This window comes from Streptomyces sp. NPDC058864 (assembly GCF_042742985.1).
GTDB lineage: Bacteria > Actinomycetota > Actinomycetes > Streptomycetales > Streptomycetaceae > Actinacidiphila.
The window spans coordinates 26802-48457 of the sequence record NZ_JBHYMQ010000051.1; the positions used below are offsets into that span (position 1 = coordinate 26802).

Annotated in this window: 18 protein-coding genes; 14 read left to right on the forward strand and 4 right to left on the reverse strand. The window is 67.7% G+C overall.

Annotated features, from left to right (window positions below):
- Window positions 1-116 precede the first annotated feature (116 nt).
- Window positions 117-743, reverse strand: coding sequence for a hypothetical protein (locus ACFW3D_RS29920; protein WP_500509194.1), 627 nt, complete (start codon window positions 741-743; stop codon window positions 117-119).
- Between the two features lie 499 nt (window positions 744-1242).
- Between ACFW3D_RS29920 and ehuB the strand changes: the two genes are divergently transcribed.
- The 8 genes from ehuB to thpD are packed head-to-tail and all read left to right on the forward strand — an operon-like array spanning window position 1243 to window position 7466.
- Window positions 1243-2139, forward strand: a complete 897-nt coding sequence (ehuB, locus tag ACFW3D_RS29925) for an ectoine/hydroxyectoine ABC transporter substrate-binding protein EhuB (protein WP_500509261.1) — start codon at window positions 1243-1245, stop codon at window positions 2137-2139.
- A gap of 12 nt (window positions 2140-2151) precedes the next feature.
- A complete protein-coding gene (gene ehuC, locus ACFW3D_RS29930) occupies window positions 2152-2886 on the forward strand; it encodes an ectoine/hydroxyectoine ABC transporter permease subunit EhuC (RefSeq protein ID WP_500509195.1) in 735 nt (244 codons plus the stop codon).
- Window positions 2886-3524 (forward strand): ectoine/hydroxyectoine ABC transporter permease subunit EhuD, encoded by a 639-nt coding sequence (ehuD, locus tag ACFW3D_RS29935; RefSeq protein ID WP_500509196.1) that lies wholly within the window; start codon window positions 2886-2888, stop codon window positions 3522-3524. Before ehuC ends, ehuD begins: the two co-directional genes overlap by 1 nt.
- Window positions 3525-3528: 4 nt before the next feature.
- A complete protein-coding gene (ehuA, locus tag ACFW3D_RS29940) occupies window positions 3529-4335 on the forward strand; it encodes an ectoine/hydroxyectoine ABC transporter ATP-binding protein EhuA (RefSeq protein WP_500509264.1) in 807 nt (268 codons plus the stop codon).
- Window positions 4335-4871, forward strand: coding sequence for a diaminobutyrate acetyltransferase (gene ectA, locus ACFW3D_RS29945; RefSeq protein WP_500509198.1), 537 nt, complete (start codon window positions 4335-4337; stop codon window positions 4869-4871). Before ehuA ends, ectA begins: the two co-directional genes overlap by 1 nt.
- Before the next feature lie 3 nt (window positions 4872-4874).
- Complete coding sequence (gene ectB, locus ACFW3D_RS29950; RefSeq protein ID WP_500509200.1) at window positions 4875-6140, forward strand: diaminobutyrate--2-oxoglutarate transaminase; 1266 nt, start codon at window positions 4875-4877, stop codon at window positions 6138-6140.
- Window positions 6141-6163: 23 nt separating this feature from the next.
- A complete protein-coding gene (locus ACFW3D_RS29955; RefSeq protein WP_500509202.1) occupies window positions 6164-6568 on the forward strand; it encodes an ectoine synthase in 405 nt (134 codons plus the stop codon).
- Window positions 6569-6575: 7 nt separating this feature from the next.
- A complete protein-coding gene (gene thpD / locus ACFW3D_RS29960) occupies window positions 6576-7466 on the forward strand; it encodes an ectoine hydroxylase (protein ID WP_500509204.1) in 891 nt (296 codons plus the stop codon).
- 519 nt (window positions 7467-7985) lie between these two features.
- Here thpD and ACFW3D_RS29965 read toward each other — a convergent pair.
- Window positions 7986-8663, reverse strand: coding sequence for a YoaK family protein (locus ACFW3D_RS29965; RefSeq protein ID WP_500509206.1), 678 nt, complete (start codon window positions 8661-8663; stop codon window positions 7986-7988).
- A gap of 769 nt (window positions 8664-9432) precedes the next feature.
- Between ACFW3D_RS29965 and ACFW3D_RS29970 the strand changes: the two genes are divergently transcribed.
- Window positions 9433-10665, forward strand: a complete 1233-nt coding sequence (locus ACFW3D_RS29970) for an alpha/beta hydrolase (protein WP_500509209.1) — start codon at window positions 9433-9435, stop codon at window positions 10663-10665.
- 571 nt (window positions 10666-11236) lie between these two features.
- Window positions 11237-11701 (forward strand): hypothetical protein, encoded by a 465-nt coding sequence (locus tag ACFW3D_RS29975; RefSeq protein ID WP_500509212.1) that lies wholly within the window; start codon window positions 11237-11239, stop codon window positions 11699-11701.
- Between the two features lie 364 nt (window positions 11702-12065).
- On the opposite strand, the gene ACFW3D_RS29980 is transcribed toward ACFW3D_RS29975, so the two are convergent.
- Together ACFW3D_RS29980 and ACFW3D_RS29985 are read right to left on the reverse strand one after the other, a co-directional pair.
- The gene (locus ACFW3D_RS29980) at window positions 12066-13274 is read right to left on the reverse strand and encodes an alpha/beta hydrolase (RefSeq protein ID WP_500509214.1); all 1209 of its coding nucleotides are present in this window, start codon (window positions 13272-13274) and stop codon (window positions 12066-12068) included.
- 89 nt (window positions 13275-13363) lie between these two features.
- Entirely contained in the window at window positions 13364-14944 is a 1581-nt protein-coding gene (locus ACFW3D_RS29985; protein ID WP_500509217.1) for an AMP-binding protein, read from the reverse strand.
- 708 nt (window positions 14945-15652) lie between these two features.
- Between ACFW3D_RS29985 and ACFW3D_RS29990 the strand changes: the two genes are divergently transcribed.
- From ACFW3D_RS29990 to ACFW3D_RS30005, 4 genes are all read left to right on the forward strand, one after another.
- On the forward strand, window positions 15653-16528 hold the full coding sequence (locus ACFW3D_RS29990; RefSeq protein ID WP_500509220.1) for a potassium channel family protein: 876 nt from the start codon (window positions 15653-15655) through the stop codon (window positions 16526-16528).
- 438 nt (window positions 16529-16966) lie between these two features.
- A complete protein-coding gene (locus ACFW3D_RS29995; protein ID WP_500509224.1) occupies window positions 16967-17644 on the forward strand; it encodes a hypothetical protein in 678 nt (225 codons plus the stop codon).
- Window positions 17645-17699: 55 nt separating this feature from the next.
- The gene (locus tag ACFW3D_RS30000; RefSeq protein ID WP_500509226.1) at window positions 17700-19712 is read left to right on the forward strand and encodes a flotillin family protein; all 2013 of its coding nucleotides are present in this window, start codon (window positions 17700-17702) and stop codon (window positions 19710-19712) included.
- 35 nt (window positions 19713-19747) lie between these two features.
- Window positions 19748-21656: DNA repair ATPase (locus ACFW3D_RS30005; protein WP_500509228.1), on the forward strand; the 1909-nt coding region annotated here is incomplete at its 3' end.

Genomic DNA, 21656 nt, shown 5'->3' on the forward strand with positions numbered 1-21656 from the left:
ACAACCTCGCGACGGAACCTGACTCGCTCCGGTACACCCGCCGCCGGGACGTACTTGCTGGAAGGACGCGGCCGGAGCGGTCACAGCCGTCGCTCCGCCATACGCCCGTGAACGGCTCAACGATCCATCCGGCCGCGAATGGTTACGGGAACTTCGAAGAGCAAGGCGGTGACAGAACACCGCGATGCCTGTTGACGCAGGGCCTGATCCATGCGCCCCACGACCTCGGCCAGAGTCGGTTCCTCATCGGCAGCGGCACGGAATTCAGCAAGCAGCGCGGCCGCATCCCCTCCTGGACGCACCTGCTCGCACCGAACCTCACCCACGATGCAACGGAGCCCGTAAGGCGTGGTCCGGACCAAACGGAAGCGGCCCCTCGCGTCGGCACCCCGTTCCAGGACCCCACGGTCTGCCGGGGAGTCGAACGGTCCCGAGCCCTCAAAGGGGCCCGTCAAGGCGGCAGATCCGAGACCTCCTCGAATAGACGCTCGCCTGGCAATGCGCCCTTTCAGGAACCGGTTGATGAGGACAGCCAGCACCGCCACAGCCGCCACCGACGGCGGCTCGCTGACCACGCTCTCTCCGTGCCGCGACAGCGACACGAGATCCAGAACGACGGCCGCAAGGCCCGTCAAGGCGGCGGCTCCAAAAGACAGCAGTACCGCCGCCATGAGCGGGGCGACCAGATAGAAGGCCACGCCGCTGAGTTCAGGCGCGCCCAAGCGGTCCACCGCGAAGCCCAAGCCGAGGAGCACAGCGGGAAGAAGCCGACGGGCCCGCCCCTCGCTGCCCGGCGTCTGGACGCCGCCGTCATCAACGCCAGCCACACGAGCTCCCGCCGCGTTCCCAAGCGCACATCTACTCCGCAAGCCTGGCCGCTTGAAAGCATCCGTGCCATCCGAGTCCGCCCTCCGAGTGAAGGAGGACTCCGGAGGCTGGGCATGCGCGGCGCCGCCCAGCATGGGGCCGCGCAGGGCCGGACGCCACGTCGTCGCTGAATCCCCGTCGGGGGTCGACGCCGAGGCCGCCGCCCTCCGGCAGAGCCCTGTCAGGTCGCTGCCGACCGCCATGACCACTCATCTGGCTGCGATTCGGTAACGGCATCCCATGCAAATGGTTCGACTGTGCAAAGTTTGCATAGTCTAAATCTGTCGGGAGGTCGGCCGCCGGACCATTGCCTCGCGCCTGCCCGGGATCCGGCGCGCCATGCCTCACATCGCGCGACTCAGGGAGTTCTTCTTCGTGTCACCCAGCCATAGCCTGTCTCGTAGGACGTTCCTGACCGGCGTCGCAGCTGCCGGTGGAACCGTTGCGGTCCCCGGCCTGTTGATGGGCTGCAGTGCGACGGACAGCTCGGACGACTTGCTTGCCGCGATCCGGAAGCAGGGATACGTACGCATCGGCTTCGCCAATGAGGCACCGTACGGTTTCAAGGACGCCGGGCGGTTGGCCGGCGAGGCTCCCACGCTGCACAAGGAGATCTTCACCGCGCTCGGCGTACGGGAGCTGAGAGCCAGCGTCGTCGACTTCGGGGCTCTGATTCCGAGTCTCAACGCCAACCGGTTCGACGTGGTCAGTGCGGGGATGGCGATCACTCCGGAGCGCTGCGAGAACGCCATCTTCTCCGAGCCGGAGTTCATCTCTCCGACGGCGTTGATGGTCCGCAAGGGGAACCCGAAGAAGCTCGCAGACCTGGGATCCTGCGCTTCGGCCGCCGCCAGGGTGGCGGTGCTGACCGCTGCCGTGGAGAAGGACTACGCCCTGGCAGCCGGCGTGGAGCGCGCCAAGGTGATCTCGGTCCAGAGTCAGCAGGACGGGCTGGACGCCCTGGTAGCGGGCCGGGTCGACGCCTTCGCCCTGACGGGAATCTCCCTCAACTGGCTCGCCAAGACCAACGAGGGCGCGCCCGTCGAGGTACTGCAGCCCTTCGTTCCCGTGGTCAAGGGAGAGCAGCAGTACAGCCCTGGCGGCGCGGTGTTCCGGTCGAAGGACACCGCTCTGCGCGACGCCTTCAACACCGAGCTGAAGAAGATCACCTCCGACCCCGACCGGTATGTCGGCCTCGTCGGCAAGTACGGCTTCGGCAAGTCCGAGATCCCACCCGCCGACCTCACGACGGCCGCGCTCTGCAAGAGCTGACGGCGGACCGCCATGGGTGACTTCTTCACCGAGTTCTTCCGATCGTGGCCCGGAGTACTGGACAGCCTTGCGGTCACTGTGGAAGTGACTGTGCTCGGGGCCCTGCTCGCGCTGGTCCTCTCCTTCGTCCTGGGCTTCGGATCGCGAGCACCCTGGAGACCGGTCCGCGGCCTGTCGCGTCTCGTCGTCGAGTTCTTCCGCGGCACGTCGCTCTTCGTCCAGCTCTTCTGGATCTTCTACGCCCTGCCGATCCTGGGCTACCAGCTCGTACCTCTGGCCTGCGCCGTGGTGGCGCTCGGTCTCAACTTCGGCGCATACGGGTCCGAAGTCGTCAGGGGCGCCCTGGCGGCCGTTCCCCAGGGACAGCGGGAAGCCGCGATCGCGCTCAACATGACCACGCTGCAACGGATGCGCCTGGTGGTACTGCCGCAGGCGTGGCCGCAGATGATCCCGCCCTTCAACAACCTGCTGATCCAACTGCTGAAGTCCACTCCTCTGGTCTCCCTGATCACGGTTGCCGACATCACATTCCGGATCCAGCAGTTGCGCTCCGCCACAGGTGACACCAAAGACGCCTACCTGACCTTGCTCGTCCTGTATTTCGTACTCGCATACATCCTCACCCTCGCCATGAACGCCCTGGAGAAGGCCGGGAAGGCTCGACTGGGTCAGCGCACCGGACGCACGACCCGACTGCGAGGCACGGCCACCACGCCGAACGCGGCCCAACCGAAAGGGGCTGCGTGATGTGGGACTGGGACAACGCCGCCGACTCACTACCGATCCTGCTGCACGGATTCCAGCTCACTCTCGTCGTCACGGTGCTGGGCTCACTCGTTGCCATCGCATTGGGATTGGTCGTCGCGATGGCGCACCGCACTCGAGCATGGATTCGCCTGCCGGTTCGAACCGTGGTCGAGTTCGTACGGTCGACACCTGTGATGATCCAGCTGTTCGCCGCCTGGGTGCTCCTTCCGCACCTGCCCGTGATGACGATCGGCGTCGCCGTACTCGGCATCCACTATGCCGCCTATACCTCCGAGGTCTATCGGGCCGGCATCGACGCCGTGCCCAAGGGGCAGTGGGAGGCCTGCGTGGCACTGTCCATGCCACGGCACCGCATCTGGTGGGCCGTCGTCCTGCCGCAAGCAGTGCGCAACGTGATTCCCGCACTGGGCAACTACGTGATCTCGATGTTCAAGGAGACGCCCTTCCTCAGCGTGATCGGCGTCGCCGAAATGGTCCACCAGGCCAACGAGTTCGGTTCCGAGCACTTCGCCTATCTCGAGACGTTGACGCTCACCGCCGCGATCTTCCTGGTCGCGAGCTATCCGACCTCGGTCGCCGTGCGCAAACTGGAGGAACGTCTTGCCAGGCCCTACTGAATCCCTGCCGCTGGTAGTGACCCTAACCGAGCCCATTGTCGGCGACGGCATCGACCGGATCACGTTTGACGGCGTGGTGAAGCGGTTCGGCGAGCACACCGTTCTGAACCAACTGGACTTCGGGGTCCGGCGCGGTGAACGCGTGACCTTGATCGGGCCAAGTGGATCGGGCAAGACGACCATCTTGCGGTTGCTGATGACACTCGAACGCGTCAGCGAGGGAGTCATCTACCTGGACGGGCAACCGTACTCGCACATGTCCGGAGCGCGCGGACACCTGGTGCCGGCCAGCGAGAGCCACTTGCGGCAGCTCCGCAGGCGGATCGGAATGGTCTTCCAGCAGTTCAATCTGTTCCCCAACATGAGCGTGCTCGCGAACCTCACCGAGGCGCCCGTGCACGTGCTGGGCATGGACCGGGACGAAGCCGTCGAACTCGCCCGAGAACTCCTCGACCTCGTCGGACTACGCGACAAGGCCGACGCACACCCGACAACGCTGTCCGGCGGACAACAGCAGCGGGTGGCCATCGCCCGCGCCCTGGCCATGCGGCCGGAGGTGCTCCTCCTCGACGAGGTGACCTCATCACTTGACCCCGAACTGGTCGCCGGCGTCCTCGACGTGCTGCGGGACATCGCCCAGACCGGCATCACCATGCTCTGCGTGACCCACGAGATGGGTTTCGCCCGGGACATCTCGCACCGGGTCATGATGTTCGACGGCGGACGCGTCATCGAATCCGGACCTCCCGAACAATTGTTCAACGATCCGCGACAGCAACGCACGCGCGAGTTCATCAGGGCGGTTCTGTGATGGATACGGGCTCTGCCGTCGCAGTGACCCCCCACGCCGGAGTGACCTTCAAACGGCCCAAGATCCAGGACGGTGCCGGGATGTGGCGACTGGCCCGGCGAAGCGGGGCGCTTGATCTGAACTCGTCCTACAGCTACCTGTTGTGGTGCCGCGACTTCGCCGAGACATCCCTGGTCGCCAAGGGTCCGGACGGTGAGCTCTGCGGATTCGTCACCGGCTACATACGACCGGGACTCCCCAACACCCTTGTGGTCTGGCAGATAGCCGTGGATACCGAGCTTCGCGGCCGCGGCGTTGCAGCCGCCATGCTGGACACGCTCGTATCACATACCGGCTCGGCCGGGGTGTCGCATCTGGAGGCGACCATCACCCCGGGGAACACCGCTTCCGCGCAGCTCTTCGTTTCCTTCGCCGGGCGGCACGAAGCCCCGGTCACCCGCGAGGTCCTCTTCGACACCGTTGTCTTCCCCGATGCACACGATACGGAGTTGCTCTACCGCATCGGGCCGTTCGCTCCCACTCTGGCCAGGAGGTAACCGGTGGCTCTTCCCGCCGCACCGACCACATCCGTCTTCGAAGCCGTGGAATCCGAAGTACGCAGCTACTGCCGTGACTGGCCCACCATCTTCGACCTGGCGCAAGGCAGCCGCATCCGCGACGAGGAAGGCCGTTGGTACCTGGACTTCTTCTCGGGGGCGGGGGCACTGAACTACGGCCACAACAACGCGGGACTCAAGGACGCCCTGCTCGAGTACCTCGGACGCGACGGCATCACCCACGCCCTCGACATGAGCACGGTCGCGAAACGCGAATTCCTGGAAACCTTCCGCGATCTGGTCCTGCAACCGCGCTCCATGGACCACAAGGTGATGTTCCCGGGGCCCACCGGGACCAACGCCGTCGAGGCCGCGCTGAAGGTCGCACGCAAGGTCAAGGGACGAGAGGCGGTCGTCTCGTTCACCAACGCCTTCCACGGCATGTCGTTGGGGTCGTTGGCCGTCACGGGCAACGCCTTCAAGCGGGCCGGCGCGGGCATCCCGCTGGTACACGGAACCCCGATGCCGTACGACAACTACTTCGACGGCTCGGTCCCCGACTTCCTGTGGTTCGAACGGCTCCTCGCGGACCGCGGGTCCGGTCTCAATGAACCGGCTGCCGTGATCGTGGAGACGGTCCAGGGGGAAGGAGGGGTGAACGTGGCGCGACCGGAGTGGCTTCGGGCCCTGGCCGACCTGTGCCGGCGCCACGACATGCTGCTGATCGTGGACGATATCCAGATGGGCTGCGGCCGCACCGGCACCTTCTTCTCCTTCGAAGAAGCAGGCGTCGTCCCCGACATCGTGACGCTTTCCAAGTCGATCAGCGGGTACGGCCTGCCCATGTCCCTGGTACTGCTACGGCCGGAACTCGACGTGTGGGAACCGGGCGAGCACAACGGAACCTTCCGGGGCAACAATCCCGCTTTCGTCACGGCTGCGGCCGCCCTGCGGTCCTACTGGTCCGACGACGTGCTGGCACGGCAGACACGGGCCCACGGCGAGGTCGCGCGGGCGGCGCTCGGGGCGATCTGCTCACGGCACGAGGGCGCGGTGCACCGCGGGCGGGGGCTCGTGTGGGGGCTGGAGTTCCCCGACCGGTCCAGAGCCGCGAAGGTGTGCGCCCGAGCCTTCGAGCTCGGCCTGCTGGTGGAGACCTCCGGTCCGGAGAGCGAGGTCGTCAAGCTGCTGCCCGCGCTGACCATCTCCCGCGAGGAGCTCGCCCAGGGCCTCGGTCTGCTCGCGCAGGCCGTCGACGAAACCTGCTGACAGCAACAGAGGAGACAACGACAGTGATCGTCCGGACCTTGCACGAACTCGAAGGAACCGACCGGGACGTCTCCGCCGAGGGCGGCACATGGCGCAGCAGGCGCATCGTCCTCGCCGGAGACGGTGCCGGCTTCTCACTCCACGAGACGGTGATGTACGCGGGTACCGAGACCACCATGCAGTACGCGAACCACGTGGAGGCCGTGCTGTGCATCGACGGCACGGGCGCGGTGACCGACCACGAGACAGGCATGACACACCGCCTCTCACCAGGCACCCTGTACCTGCTCGACGGTCACGAGCGGCACACCGTGCGGCCTGCCACCGACCTGCGGTTCGTCTGCGTGTTCAACCCCCCGGTCACCGGGCGGGAAGTACACGACTCCACCGGTGCCTATCCACTGATCACCGAGACCGAAGGGGTGTGAACCGAGCATGACTGTCCCGATGACGCACACCGATGCCTATCCCACCCGCGGTATGTCGGAAGTTCTCACGCCGCGCCTTGATCCGGTCGTGTGGTCGGAGGGTCCCGGCCCCATCGAGGCGACGGAGTTGCGCGGCTACGAGCGCGACGGCTTCCTCACCGTCGACGCCCAGATCACCGCGCGGGAGATCGACGTCTACCGTTCCGAGCTCGAACGGCTCCGATCCGATCCGGCCGTTCGAGCCGATCCCCGGGCGATCGTCGAACCCGCATCCGACGAGATGCGCTCGCTCTTCGAGGTCCACAAGATCAGCGAGACCTTCGCGCAACTCGTGCGGGACCCCCGGCTGGCCGACCGAGCGCGCCAGATCCTGGGATCCGATGTCTACGTCCACCAGAGCCGGATCAACCTCAAGCCCGGCTTCGGGGCGACCGGCTTCTACTGGCACTCGGACTTCGAAACCTGGCACGCCGAGGACGGACTGCCGCGCATGCGCGCCGTGTCGGTCTCCATCGCCCTGACCGACAACCTCGTGTGCAACGGCGGACTGATGATCATGCCGGGTTCGCACCATCAGTTCCTGGGCTGCGCCGGCGCCACGCCGCCCGACAATTTCCGCCGGTCGCTCCAGATGCAGGTGGCCGGCACCCCCTCCCACGAGGCCCTGACCGGCATGGCGAGGCGGCGCGGCATCGAGTTGTTCACCGGCCCGGCCGGGTCGGCAGTCTGGTTCGACTGCAACTGCATGCACGGCAGCGGGGACAACATCACACCCTATGCGCGCAGCAACGTCTTCATCGTCTACAACAGCGTGGAGAACGCGGCCACGGAACCCTTCGCGGCCCCAGCGCGGCGCCCGGAGTACATCGGCGCCCGCGACTTCACGCCGTTGAGCTGAGCACGACGGGACAGTCTCGAAACATGAGAGGTGAGTAGGTGTGGGTGCCTTCACTCACCCCTGGTCGGACGGCCGCTGGAACGAGAGGGGACCGATCGATGACGGGGCCGACCAATACCTCTTCCAGCTGCCGCTCCGTCTCCTACGACGTGCTCGATGGACTCTCCGAACTGCGGCGGAGCGTCACAGACCTGGCGCTGAGTCCTGGGACGGGCTTTCCCGCCCACGCCGCGCAGGTTCACTCCGTCCTGACGTCGCTGGGCATCGTTCCCGGCTGCGCTGTCACCGCGGGCACGCCGACGGGGCAGGAGGGGCTCGAGGTTCCGAGCCCGCCGCCGTGAACGCCCGCAGTGCTTCGTGACAAGGATTGGTGCCCTTGCCGGCATGAGGTCACGGTGCCGCGCCACTCGGTGGCAGCGGCAGAGTCGAGCAGGAAGCTCGACTCTGCCGCTGCACCGATTGCCTCTGCGACCATGCACGGCGGGGTGGACTGCGACCACCCCGCCGTACTGCGGAGCGCTACGTTGCCGAGCCTCGCTGGCGGCAGCGGGGCAGCAGCATGTTGACGCACGCAACGACCGCAACGCCCACAGCGACGGTCAGTAGCGCACGGCCGGTTCCCCACGGCACCATCAGCGCGCCGAGGAGACCTCCGGCAAAAATTCCGACGATCGTCGCCGTGAGCCGGAGCCGGGCCATCTGGCGGTCACTGCCCGCAATCATGCCGTCGTCGCCTGACGTGAAGTCGTGCAGCAGCCGGATCAGCGACATCTGGACGAGCAGGGTCGGCATACCCGGGATGCGGGCGCGCAGGACGGCGTCCGCGCGCATGCCCATGGCCAGACCCACGACAGCGATGACCAGATAGTCCGGGTCGTCGTTGAGGGAGCCGGTGCCGTGCCGCCACAAGGCCAGAGTGCCGGCTGCCGCGAGCAGGACGGATTCGGCGGCCAGCGCCGCGGGGAACCAGCGCCGACCGTGCACGAGGAGCCGTCGTGTGAACAGCGATCCGGTCACCGCCCCGAGCGTGAAAGCGGCGATCGCGACGGCGGGCCGGGCCGCGGGCACGTGACCGTTGCCAGTGAGGGCGAAAGACAAGAACAGCAGATTGCCCGTGGCCAGCGCGGTGAAGACATGGCCCAAGGTGAGAAAGCTGATCGCGTCGACAGCGCCCGCGAGAACTGTGAGGGTCGCCATGGCCCCGATCTGCTCCGGCTCGCTCGGGCCAGCAGAGTCTGGCCGCGAGAAGGATTTCCCAGGCATGGAGTCAGTCTCCGCGGCTCCCGGGGACCGCAGGCCTCCCCCGGCACGACACGCGGACGGCACACCGCCCATGTCACCCGTTACATCGTTGGCTTCCTGGCATGACCCGCGTCCCTGTAAGTACAGCCCAGCCACGTCCTCACCGGCCCTACTTGACCACCGCCCAGTCACCGGCAGCAATGTCGCAGTTTCGACACCCAAGCGCGTGACCATGATGGGGTCTGGTCGTTGAACCGTACGGAGAAGCGACAAACGAAGGCCCCGGAATACTGGCAGGTACCCCGGGGCCCTCTCTCTTGCACGCCGAAACCTGCTCCACACGGGCGTCCAGGCAATCCCCCGTGAATCGGTCACCTCACTTTGACCGCTCAGGTCGGCCCCACGGAGTCAGGCGGTTGCCATGCACCTTCGCGCTGTTTGCGTTGTTTGTTCGCAAAGTGCCTCGCTCCACCGGCAAGGAATGCCGCTTGCATGACGTGTGTCCCCGCGAGGAACCATTGTTGGGGCTGGCCGATCAGAGCGGTCGGAATCGCAGTCAGAGGAAAGGCCGTACCTGCCGAGCACACCCAGAACAGCAGACGGTCGATGGTCCGGCTTCGGTTCATTGGTACGTCCAGATCGGGTGCGTCCTGGCACGAGGGCCCCGAATCAAGCCACCATCGGGCATGTGTACGTCCACAAGGGGGAGTTGTACGCTGCAAAGGTGCAGGGGGACAAGTATCACTTCGGGGAGTTCGAGCTGGACGTGGCTCGGCACCAGCTCCGACGTGCCGGCAAGCCGGTTCACGTCGAGCCCCGGGTTCTGGACCTGCTGTGCCACCTGGTGGAGCACCGGGACCGGGTGGTTCCCAAGGAGGAGCTGCTCGACGAAGTGTGGGGTGACCGCTTCGTCAGCGAGGCCGCGCTCACGACGGCACTGCGGACCGCGCGTCGGGCCGTGGGTGACACCGGCAGCCGTCAGGAGCTGATCCGTACCGTGCACCGGCGGGGCTGTCAGTTCGTGGCTCCGGTGACAGCCGTCGGCGATACCTCTCCCGCAGGCCGCGACCAGAGAATCGGCACCGAAGCGGCAACAGTCGGCGGACCGACCGGCGCCGGGCGTCAGACCATCCGGTTCTGCCGGGCCGGTGACGGCACGCGCATCGCGTATGCCGCCATCGGTTCGGGCCCGCCCCTGCTCAAGGCTGCCAATTGGATGTCTCATCTCGACCTGGAGTGGACGACTCCGGTGTGGTCGCACTGGCTGGGCGGCCTCGCCCGTAACCGCCGGCTGATCCGCTACGACGAGCGCGGGTGCGGCCTCTCCGACTGGGTGGTCCCCAGTTTCACGTTCGAGGACTGGGTCCACGACCTGGAGACCGTGGTCGAAGCGGCGGGCGTCGACAGGTTCCCGCTGATCGGGGTTTCCCAGGGCGGTGCGGTGGCGGTGGCGTACGCCGTACGTCATCCGGAGCGGGTCAGCCGCCTGATCCTCGCCGGAGCCTACTCCCGTGGACGCCAGGTCCGGGCCCGAACCGAGACCGAGGCCGCCGAGGCGGCCCTCGACCTGGACGTGGCCCGGGTGGGATGGACCCATCAGGACCCCCGGTTCCTGCAGGTCTTCGCCTCCCAGTTCCTGCCCGAGGGCACACCGGACGACTGGGACAAGTTCACCGCGTTCCAGCGGCAGACGACCTCCCCGGCCAACGGAATCCGCTTCCTGGAGGAGTTCGCCCGGATCGATGTGTCCGACATAGCCCACGGGGTGGCCTGTCCGACGCTGATCCTCCATTCCCGCGACGACGAACGGGTGCCGGTCTCGCAGGCCAACGAGCTGGCCGCTCTCATTCCCGGCAGCCGGCTGGTCCTGCTCGACAGCCGCAATCACCTGCTCACGGCGTCCGAGCCAGCCTGGGATGAGTTCCTGGCGCACATCGACGCTTTCCTGAGCGAGTGAGCCGCATGGCCCCAGAGCCGGGGACCACAATCTCCTCCAAGCTGACGGAGACTCACACGTCGTGCCGTGACTGCCTTCGGGCTTGCTCAGACTGATTCCACAGCGGGCCCGCGCCGACATGTGGGCGAGCCTGCAGCACCATGCGCCGCGCAGCCTATATCGCCGGTTCGGGCTGACGGTGAGGATGAGCGATCAGACCGTCTCGAGGGAAGGTCCACAAGCGATCAGACGCGGCGATATCCAGGGTCCGATGTCGCCGATGCTCGGTGTCGCGACGTGCGGCCTGCGGCGTGTGGGGAAGCATCCCCGCGGCCTCGCACACCCAGTTTCGCATCCAGCTCATCGGACGTCGTTTTCACACACGTCTCACCAACCCCGCCAGTGCTGAGGAAAACGCCCTCAGCACACCCTCAGCCCGTCCTCAGGCAAGCCTCAGACCTCCGCCAAGCCTTGACCTGCCACTGAGCCCAATGATTGGGGAGTGCCGGGCCGAGGAGCAGTCATGGGGGAATCACACCCAACCCGGCACTCACCTCAGACACGCGACATACGCGAGAGAGAAGGACTGAAAATGCGGCTCAACAACACCAGGACGTCCGGCACGGCCCGGACTCGTCGGGGGCTGGCGCTGCTGATCGCGACGGGGGCCGGCCTGGGCTCCCTGCTGCTGGGAACGCTTCCCGCGCACGCCAACGACACCACCAAGATCGTCGCCGCGGACGGCCAGTCGATCACGTTCGCCACGAGCGACAGCAGCCGGGACGTCAGCGGCAGCGTCACCTTCGTGGTGAAGGCGGACGGCAACTGGTCCGTCACCGGGAGCGGGCACAACTCCCACCTGCTCGTCCGCACCTTCCACTGGACCTGTGACCTGACGTGGGACGCGGCGCGCGTCTCGCACTCGACCGGGAAGAAGGCCGTGCCCGGCAAGAAGACCCGCACCATCAGCTCGGCGGCATACGACCCCGCCATCCAGGCGGACTTCGCCGACATCGCGGCCCGCGGCAGGGCTGACTGCGACATCGTCATCGGCTGACCCCACGGGGGTGCCGTCGAAGCCTCCCCGGCCCGCGCGAAAATCGCTCGCGTCACGCGCGATTTCGGCGTTCTTCCAGAACCGTTCCGCGCGGGCCGGGGCCATCGGACCGGTAAGACCATCGTCCGTGAAGATGGTCATCGCCGGCTCTGCAAGACCTGGGCCTCCACCTCAAGGCCCTGGCCGAGGTCGACGTCACGAAGATCCAGCACTGACCTCCACCTGACGGGTCCCTGGCCCGAGATCCGGCTCCTCTGGTGCCGCCGCGGTGAAGAAAACCTCACCGCGGCGGCACCACCGCGTTCCGGGGGCGGGCACGTTCATGCCCGTGCCCGGCCAGCAGGCCAGAGACCCAGAGGGCCCTTCACGTCCGCTCGGAGAGAAAGTTGTATAGGTGGGTAAGGAAAGTGGGCCAGGCCGGGTCGGCGGCGGTGTATAGATGGTTGCGGCTGTCGAGCAGGACGAGCCGGCTGTCGGGGATGAGCGTGGCCAGTTCCAGGGCCTGTGCGACGGGGACCCGCGCGTCATCACGGGAATGGATGATCAGCGTGGGGCAGGTCACGTCGCCTGCGATGCCCGAGACATCGATGCGGGTGAATTCCTCCAGGAAGCGCAGACCATTGGCGGGCGAGGTCGTCTGCCGCTGGTAGTCGGCGAACGCGTCCCATTCCTCGCGAGTGGCGTCGGCGAGGAACTGCGAGGCGAAGTAGCGAAGGAAACTGTTCTCTCGCGACCGCCAGCCTGCACGAGCGAGGTTGAGGTCGACCTCGGCCGCATCGCGCTCGCTGTCGGTGCCCGCACGGATCTGCTGTCCCCGGGCATAGGCGGAGGTGAGGATCAGATGACTGACCCGCTCGGGGTGGCGCGCGGCGTAGGCGACCGCCACCGCACCGCCCTGTGACACCCCGAGCAGAGGAAAGCGGTCGAGGCCGACGGCGTCGACCACGGAGTGGAGGTCGGCGACCAGGTCGTCAAGGGAGAAGCTGGGCACCGACCACTCGGAGAGCCCGCAGCCTCGCTCGTCGTAGCGGATGAGCTGCCGGCCGCGGGTAAGACCGTCGAACCAGTGCGCCCACATCGGAGTGGTCCGGTCGAGGTCAAGGTGTGTCAGCCAATTGGCGGTCTTCACCAGAGGTGGACCCTCGCCGGTGACCGCGTAGGCGATGCGTGTGCCGTCCACGGACCGGCAGAAGCGGATGACCTCGTGGTCCGCCTCCGCCACTGCAGGGACGCCGGGAACCGTGGGCGTGGTGGAATGCACCGTCGCATGAACGACGAACCGATAGCCGTGCGGGTGCACGGCACGAATCAGCTGCGGTCGTGTGTCACTGTCACCGATCGCGAGACGAGCCGCCCGGAGCCAGCCGACGAGTGTGGCCTCGCTGACCGCATGCCCGTGCCCCACCCGGTCGCGCAGCTCTTCTTCGGTTACGACGCGGTCGCGGTGCTCGACCAGATGGCACAGGAGTTCGAGGGCTTGGGGCTCGGTGTCGACCGCCTGCCCGCCATGGCTGAGTCGCCGGCGGTCCGCGTCCAGCGTGTACTGACCGAAGAGATAAACCGCGCCGCCCACACAAAAACTTTACAACACGCTTCAAATGCAGGCGACTTGAGCGCTCAACCCCACGTCCCCAGCACCGGTCCGACGCGCACGGCGGCCGCTCAGGGGCGGGCCGGCTCCCGATCCCGAAGCAGGCGCCGGAGGATCTTGCCTGAGGGTGCCTTTGGCACCGCCTCGATGAACTCGATCCGGCGGATCCTCTTGTACGGGGCGACCTGACCCTCGACGTGGGCGATCACGTCGGCGGCAGATACCGGCACCCCGGTGACGGGCACCACGAACGCCTTGGGTATCTCGTTGCCCTCTTCGTCGTTCACACCGATCACGGCCGCGTCGGCGATACCAGGATGCTGCACCAGGATGGCTTCGAGCTCGGCCGGGGCCACCTGGTAGCCCTTGTACTTGATGAGTTCCTTGACCCGGTCGACGATGAACCAGTTCCCGTTCTCGTCGACCCGGCCGATGTCGCCGGTGTGCAGCCAGCCGTCGGCGTCGACCGTCGCGTCGGTGTCCTCCGGGCGACCGAAGTAGCCCTTCATGACCTGTGGCCCGCGGATCCACACCTCGCCGGGCGCCCCTTCCGCCACGTCCCGCCCGGTATCGGGATCGACCAGGCGTGCCTGTGTCGACGGGAGCAGGTGCCCCACGCACGCTACGGGCTCGTCCCGGTTGCCGTCGGCATGGATGTGGGACGCGGGAGACAGCTCGGTCATGCCGTAGGCCTGCCCGACCTCCACCCCCAGCCGATCGGCCACCGCCGCCTGCAGTCCGGCGTCGAGCGGTGCCGCCGCGCAGATGATGCGCCGCAGATGCGACAGGTCCAGGCTCCCGACCGCGGGGTGCTTGGCCAGCGCGAGCATGACTGGCGGGGCGACGTAGGCGTGCGTGATGCGGTCGCGCTCCAGGCTGGTCAGGAACGCGTCGAGATCGAATCGGGCGTGTACGTACACCGTCGCGCCACGCAGCAGCGCGCTGTTGATCAGCGCCGTCAGCCCGAAGATGTGGAAGAAGGGAAGGATCGCGATGACGTGGTCGTCCTCGCCGACCTGATGCAGGGCACTCAGCTGCGCCAGGTTGGTGCACAGATTGCGGTGGGTCAGCATCACGCCCTTGGGCACACCCGTCGTGCCACTCGAATAGGGCAGCACGGCCACGTCGGCGGCCGGGTCGAGCTCGAAGGCCGGTACGTCGCCGTCGCCCAGCAACTCCACTACGGAACGGTGACCATCGACCCGGTCACAGACCAGGATCTCGATGTTCCGGCCGGTCATCCTCCTGACCAGCCCTACGGCGGCCCGGGCAGTCTCGATCAGTGCCGACAGGCTCACCATCAACCGCGCCTCGGCGTCGATCAGCTGTTTGGCGATCTCGGCCGGTGTGGCCAGCGGTGACAACGTGGTCAGCGTCCCGCCCGCTGTCGTGGTGGCGTAGAAGACCACGGGGAACAGGACCGTGTTCGGCGAGTGCAACGCGACCACGTCACCCTTGCCGATGCCCTCGGCGGCAAGGCCCGCCGCCAGCCCGCGGACCAGCTCGGCCAACTCGCCGTAGGTGAGCGTGCGTCCACTGGACACGTCCACCATGGCGGGCTTCGTTCCGCGCCGGGCCGCATCACCGAGCACCCATTCATGGACGGGGCGATCGACGATGTCGACGTCCGGATGCCTGCTCTTGTAGATCACTGGATCTCCTCTTCTCTTCTCAGTTCGCTGCGGTGACCGGGACCCTCCGTGGTCTCCATGGCGGGGACACCGAACGGTTCGTCGGAGCGAAGTAGCGCGGCCCGCGACACAGCGACAGGTGTGCCGAGCGAACCCACGCCGCAACGCCCGGCAGCACAGATCGGCATCTCGGGTAGCCCGGTCCCCCGTCCCGGTCTCCGGGACAGCTCGATCATCGGGCTGGCCGCCACCCCGTCGCTTGGTGGAACCCTGAGCCTTTCCTGAGGAGGACCTGAGGGCCGGGTGCCGCTGCGTGCCCCCCGGCCCCCGCGGGGCGATCCGGACCGGTCCCGGACGGGGGCGCCTTCTCACCTTCACCGGTCAGTCGGGGACGCCGGGAGTCCGCCTCGGCCTCATTGACCAGGGCGCTGCGGCGGAGGGAAAGAAGGGCTTGGCAGTGCCGCTGCGAGGCCCCGAGGTAACGGTGTTGACCTCGGCTTGGCCGTCGCCCGCGGCTGCGCCAAGCCATGGGAAGCACCTCGGGGGGGGGGAGGTACACCGCAGAAGGCACCGGATGCGACGGTGTAATTGCCTTCATGAAGGATATCGACCAGCGACAATATCCCCCAGGTAGGGCTGCCCGGACAGGTAGTCGAGACGGCGCCGTCACCGGCGGTGGAGTCGCTGTGCTCGCCGACTCCCGCTGCACCCGCAACGTCGGGAGGTCACATGAAATGGCTGATCACGCTGGTCGGCGCGGGAACCGTCGGAATCATCCTGAGAGATGTGTTCCACACCTTGTGGCACCCCACTCGTCACGGAGGTCTGAGCCGGTTCGTCATGACGATCCTATGGAGGCTCTCTTCACGGCTCAGTACACGCCGGCGGCAGGCAGGGCTCGCAGGACCGCTCGGCATAGTGACCGTAGTGGCGATGTGGGCCGGCGGGGTAACCCTGGGGTGGACGCTGATCTACTGGCCACACCTACCAGAGGCCTTCTCCTACGCAACTGGCCTGGAACCCGCCGAACACGCCAGCTTTGTGGACGCTGTATACATCTCCCTGGTCACCTTGGCGACGTTGGGCCTGGGCGACATTGCACCGACAGCAGGATGGCTACGCATCGTCGGGCCCCTGGAAGCTCTGGTGGGGTTCGCTCTGCTGACCGCTACGGTCTCCTGGATCCTGGGTATCTACCCAGCTCTGGCACGACGGCGGGCTCTCGCGCTGAGAATCTCCCATATTCGAACCACCGACCCCACCAGCGAGCAGCTGGACACCGACAGCGGCGCCATCCTCCTCGCGGGGCTGGCAACTGAGGTCGCTCGGATCGGCGTAGACCTCCTGCAGTACGCCGAGTCCTACTACTTCCACGACGGTCAGGACACCACATCCCTAGCCGTCCACGCAGAGTATGCGATTGAACTTGCCCAGCGCGGGTGTGCCGCCCACCGTGCTGACGTCCATCTCACCGCCAACATCCTCACGGCTGCCCTCGACGATCTCGCAGCAATCTTGGAGCAACGCTTCCTCCACACTGCCGGCACCACCCGCGAGATCTTTCAGACCTACGCCCGCGATCACGGAGGCGCACCGAGCAGGTAGACGCAATCAGGGCTCAAGGCGCCCCTCACCCAAGCCGGAAATAGACCAGAGCGATGGTGTCATTCCTGTTCCAAAGCGTCGGCTGACACGAATTCACTTCACCTGAACAGTACGGCGCAAGGAATCGCGCGTGCGTTTCGTCCCTGCACGAGGGACCATCATCAGACGCAGGGGTCAGTAATGGGCCCCCGCGACGCCGATCCTTTCGTGCCCTGATCTCGGCGAGGGCACCTGTGGGCACCAAAGGCTGCTGAGGTGGATGGCCGCTACGGAGGCGGCCCGACCAGCCCCTCTGACCCGCGGGTCGCGCCGTCAACAGGCCGTCAACGAAGCGTAAAGATTGCCGGGAACCGGCAATGTGCACCGGTCACCCGTCCTGCCACCATCGTCATGGCACCGACAACGGAGCCACTGCACGAAGCAGGGGAGGGCAGGGGGATGCGCGAGTTCGTCGATGCCGCGCTCGGTTACCCCACGGCCCTGTTCAGCTTCGCGCTCGTGGTGGTCATCGGGTACTGGGGGAGTGTCCTGCTCGGTGGCTTTGACGTCGACGCCCTCGGTGGGGGGCACGGGGGACACGGGGGAGAGGGCGTCGACGCCCACCACGACGGACACGACGGACACGAGCACACGGGGGGCTTCGCCGGCTTCCTCGCAGGCCTCGGGCTCGGCGGGGTCCCGCTCACCGTCACGCTGTCGCTGCTGATCACCATCGCGTGGTTCACGGCGCTGGCCGGCCGGGTCCTGACCGGCGGCGGGCCGCTGACCGGCACCGCCGTTCTGGCGGGAGCGCTGGTGTGCTCCTGGGCCGGCACGCGCGCGCTGCTCATGCCGCTGCGCCGGCTGGTGCCCCGAGAACGCGCGCCGTCGCGCGCCGACTTCGTCGGCAAGATCTGTGTCGTCCGTACCGGCCGCGTCACCGCCGGGTTCGGGCAGGCCGAGGTCACCGCCGACGACGGATCGACCGCTGTCCTCCAGGTACGCACCGCCGGACCCGACGAGGGCCTGATCGGCGGCAGCACCGCCCTGATCTTCGACTACGACGCCGTCCGGGAGTACTTCCTGGTCGCGCCGTACGACGCCGCGCTCGACCCGGATCGCCGTCCGGCCCTCTGAGCCCGCCGTCCCACCCGTCTTCTCACTTTCCGTATCTCTTCACCGAGGATCGCTGATGGATGCCATCACCATCGGGATCGGCGTGCTCGTCGCCGTCGTCCTGCTCATCGTTCTGGGCATGCTCCTGATCGTCAGCCGGCTCTTCCGCAAGGTCGAGCAGAGCAAGGCCCTGATCATCTCCAAGGCCAAGAAGGTCGACGTCACCTTCACCGGGGCCGTGGTGCTGCCCGTACTGCACAAGGCCGAGGTCATGGACATCTCGGTGAAGACCGTGGAGATCCGCCGTACCGGCCGCGAGGGTCTGATCTGCCGAGACAACATCCGCGCCGACATCCACATCAACTTCTTCGTACGGGTCAACAAGACTGTCGAGGACGTCATCAAGGTGGCCCAGTCCATCGGCACGGAACGGGCCAGCAGCCAGGAGACGATCCAGCAGTTCTTCGCCGCCAAGTTCTCCGAGGCGCTGAAGACGGTCGGCAAGCAGTTGGACTTCGTCGACCTCTACACCAAGCGTGAGGAGTTTCGGGACCGGATCATCTCGGTCATCGGCACCGACCTGAACGGCTACCACCTCGACGACGCGGCCATCGACTTCCTCGAGCAGACCCCGATGACCCAGCTGGATGCCGCCAACATCCTGGACGCCCAGGGCATCCGGAAGATCACCGAGCTGACGGCGATCGAGCACGTGCGGACCAACGAGTTCCAGCGCACGGAGGAGAAGGAGATCACGCGCCAGAACGTCGACGCCCGCGAGACCATCCTGGAGCTGGAGCGCCGCCAGGCCGAGGCCGAGATCCGGCAGCGGCGTGAGGTCGAGACCCTGCGCGCCAAGGAGGAGGCGACCACCGCGCAGGTTCAGGAGGAGCAGCGGCTCAACGCCCAGGGCGCCTTCCTGCGCACCGAGGAGCAACTGGGCATCCAGCGCGAGAACCAGGCCCGCGAGGTCGCCGTCGCGCAGAAGAACCGCGAGCGGGTGATCGCCGTGGAGAACGAGCGGATCGAGAAGGACCGGCTGCTGGAGGTCATCGCGCGCGAACGCGAGACCGAGCTGACCCGCATTGCGAAGGACAAGGAGGTCGAGGGCGAGAAGCGGGAGATCGCCGAGGTCATCCGCGAGCGCGTGGCCGTCGACCGCACCGTCGCCGAGCAGGAGGAGAGCATCAAGCGGTTGCGCACGGTCGAGGAGGCCGAGCGCGCCCGCCAGTCCGTCGTCATCCACGCCGAGGCCGAGGCCCAGGAGAAGCTGGTCAAGGACATCAAGGCGGCGGAGGCGGCCGAGGCGGCGGCCCACCACAAGGCCCGCGAGACGCTGACGCTGGCCGAAGCCCGCAGGCAGGCGGCCGAGCTCGACGCCCAGGCCAAGGTCCGGCTCGCCGAGGGCGTGCAGGCGGAGGCCGCCGCGGAGGGCCTGGCAGCGGTGCAGGTCCGCGAGAAGGACGCCGAGGCGATCGAGAAGACCGGACGGGCCGAGGCCGCCGTGGCCGTCGAGAAGGCGCACGCCGCCGCGACCGAGATCGGGGAGAAGCTGAAGGCGGAGGCCGCCGGCCTCACCGAGAAGGCGGCCGCGATGGCCGCCCTGGACGAGGCGTCGCGCGGGCACGAGGAGTACCGGCTGCGGCTGGCCGCGGAGAAGGACATCCGCCTGGCGGGACTGGACGTCCAGCGGCAGATCGCCGAGGCGCAGGCGGCGCTGGTCGGCGCGGGACTGGAGAAGGCCAAGATCGACATCGTCGGCGGGGACAGCGTGTTCTTCGACCGGCTGGTGAAGTCCGTCTCGTTCGGCAGGAGCGTGGACGCCTTCGTCGGGCACTCCGACACCGTCCAGGCGCTGGCCCGTCCCTGGCTGGACGGCGAGTCCAACATCGCCGACGACCTGGCTCGCGTGCTGGGCTCCGTGGACGCCGCGGGGGTCCGCGACCTGACGGTCTCCGCCCTGCTCATGCGCCTGATCAGCGCGGGAGGCACCCAGAGCGGGCAGTTCCGGCAACTGCTCGACACGGCACGAGAGCTCGGACTCGACCAGACCCCGGTCGCCGGCCTCAACGGCACGGCCCACGCCTGACAGCCGGCCGAGGAGAACGGAGGGGCACGTACACGATGGTCACCGAGCAGCAGCACGGCGGACTGGAAGCCGGGACGTACGAGGTACTGCGCACCCGGCTCACCGCCGCCGCGCGCCAACTGTCCGACAGGACTCAGGCACTGAACGCCCGCCGGGTGGAGACCTTCGGATCCGGGGGGCTACGGCTGGCCCGCAGCGGGCGCCTGTGCACTGCGGGCGCGTGTGTCCCGCGCGACATCGCGACTGTGGGCGGACGACTGCTGCTCGGTCACGACGCACCAGGAAGCGGCGGCTCCGTCGGGGACGTGTTCTCGCTTCACGACCTGGGCGACTTCGAGGCCGTAGGCACCGACACCGTTTCCGGGCTGCTGGATAACCCACGTGTCCGGCAGGATTTGGCGGAGTTGTACCGCTACTACCGCGACGCCCGCCTGCTCCGGCTACGGGTCCTCGGCACCCGGCTGCTCGCGGTGTTCCGGACCGGTCCGGCCCTCACCGACATCCGTGTCCTGCGCTGGCAGGTGTCCGCCGACGGCACGGCCTCGTACCTCGACGCCCGCGGCGAGCGCGACCACGTCGTGCCGCCCGCGTACGACATCGCGTGGCGGGAGACCACCCGCGACGACCACGTCCTGGGCCGTCACCCACACGTGTCGATCGAGGGCGAGGTCTTCGTGTCCACGGTGGGCGGCACACTCACGGTCAGGACACAGAACGACAGCGGCACCGGCGTTGAGGTGTACTCCGAGCCGGTCGACGAGCCGCTGCAGGCGCTGGCCGACGCCGACATCGCCCATGCCCGCGCCGGAGCGCTGATCCTGCTGCGAGTCCGCCCGTACAACGAGAACGCCGCCCGGTACCTGGCCACGAACACCCGAACGCACCAGGTGATCCGGCTGGACGGTCTCGGGCAGGCCTGCCTCACCCTGCCCGACGAGCAAGGGGTGATCTTCCCGGGCGGCTACTGCCTGGCCACCGGCGCGGTGCGGACCTTCGACATTCCGACCGAGGGCCTGGAGTTCGATCGGGTCGTCCGGTCACCGAACGGCGAGGACGTGCTGTACGTCTTCCACGCTCCCGCCGAGGGCCGCACCGTGCTCCTCCCGTACAACGTCATCCGGAAGGAGGTCGGCAGCCCGCTGTCCTGTCACGGGTACGCGCTCCTCGACGACGGCACCCTGGTGTTGCTGCGCGCCGACTCCACCGAACCGGCCCGCGTCCACCCGGTGCAGGTATGGGACACCCCCTACACCACGGACACGTACGCCCTCGGCCGGCCGAGCGGTACCGGACCGCTGGACCGCGTCGGCAACGCCGATCTGGTGCGCGGCATAGCCGACTGCCTCTCGGTCGCCCGCATGGCGGAGGAGATGACCCCGAACGCCGCCGTGTACGAGGCCGTCGCCGCGGCGTGCGTGCGGACGGCCGATCGCCACCACTGGCTCACTGAGCACGGCCTCGGGGAACTGCACGAGCCACTGGCCGAGGTCCGGGGCACTGCCGAACAGATCCTGGAAGAGTTCGCGGCGATCACGGCCCTGACCGCTCAGGCCGCCGACGCCCTGGACCAGGCGGTCACCCGCATCGCCGCGCTCGTGCGCCGCGGGCGTGGCGAGACCCTGGACAGCGCCGACGCCTGGATCGGGCACCTCACCGAACTCCGCCGCGCTCAAGGCCACCTGACGTCCTTGCGTGAGCAGCGGTACATCGACCACGACCGGGTCGACGAACTCTCCGCCGGGCTCAGCGACGACCTGGCCACGGCGGCCCACCGGGCGGTTGCTTTCCTGGGCGGGGAAGACGCCTTCGCCGGCCACCACAAGGACGTCGCGGTGGTGGGCGGCCCCGCCCCGCGCCACCCCCCCCCCCCCCCAGGCCCCCCCCAGGGCCGCACGCGGGGGGGCCACAACCGGGGGCGCGGGGGCGGCGCCCCCGGGGGTTGCC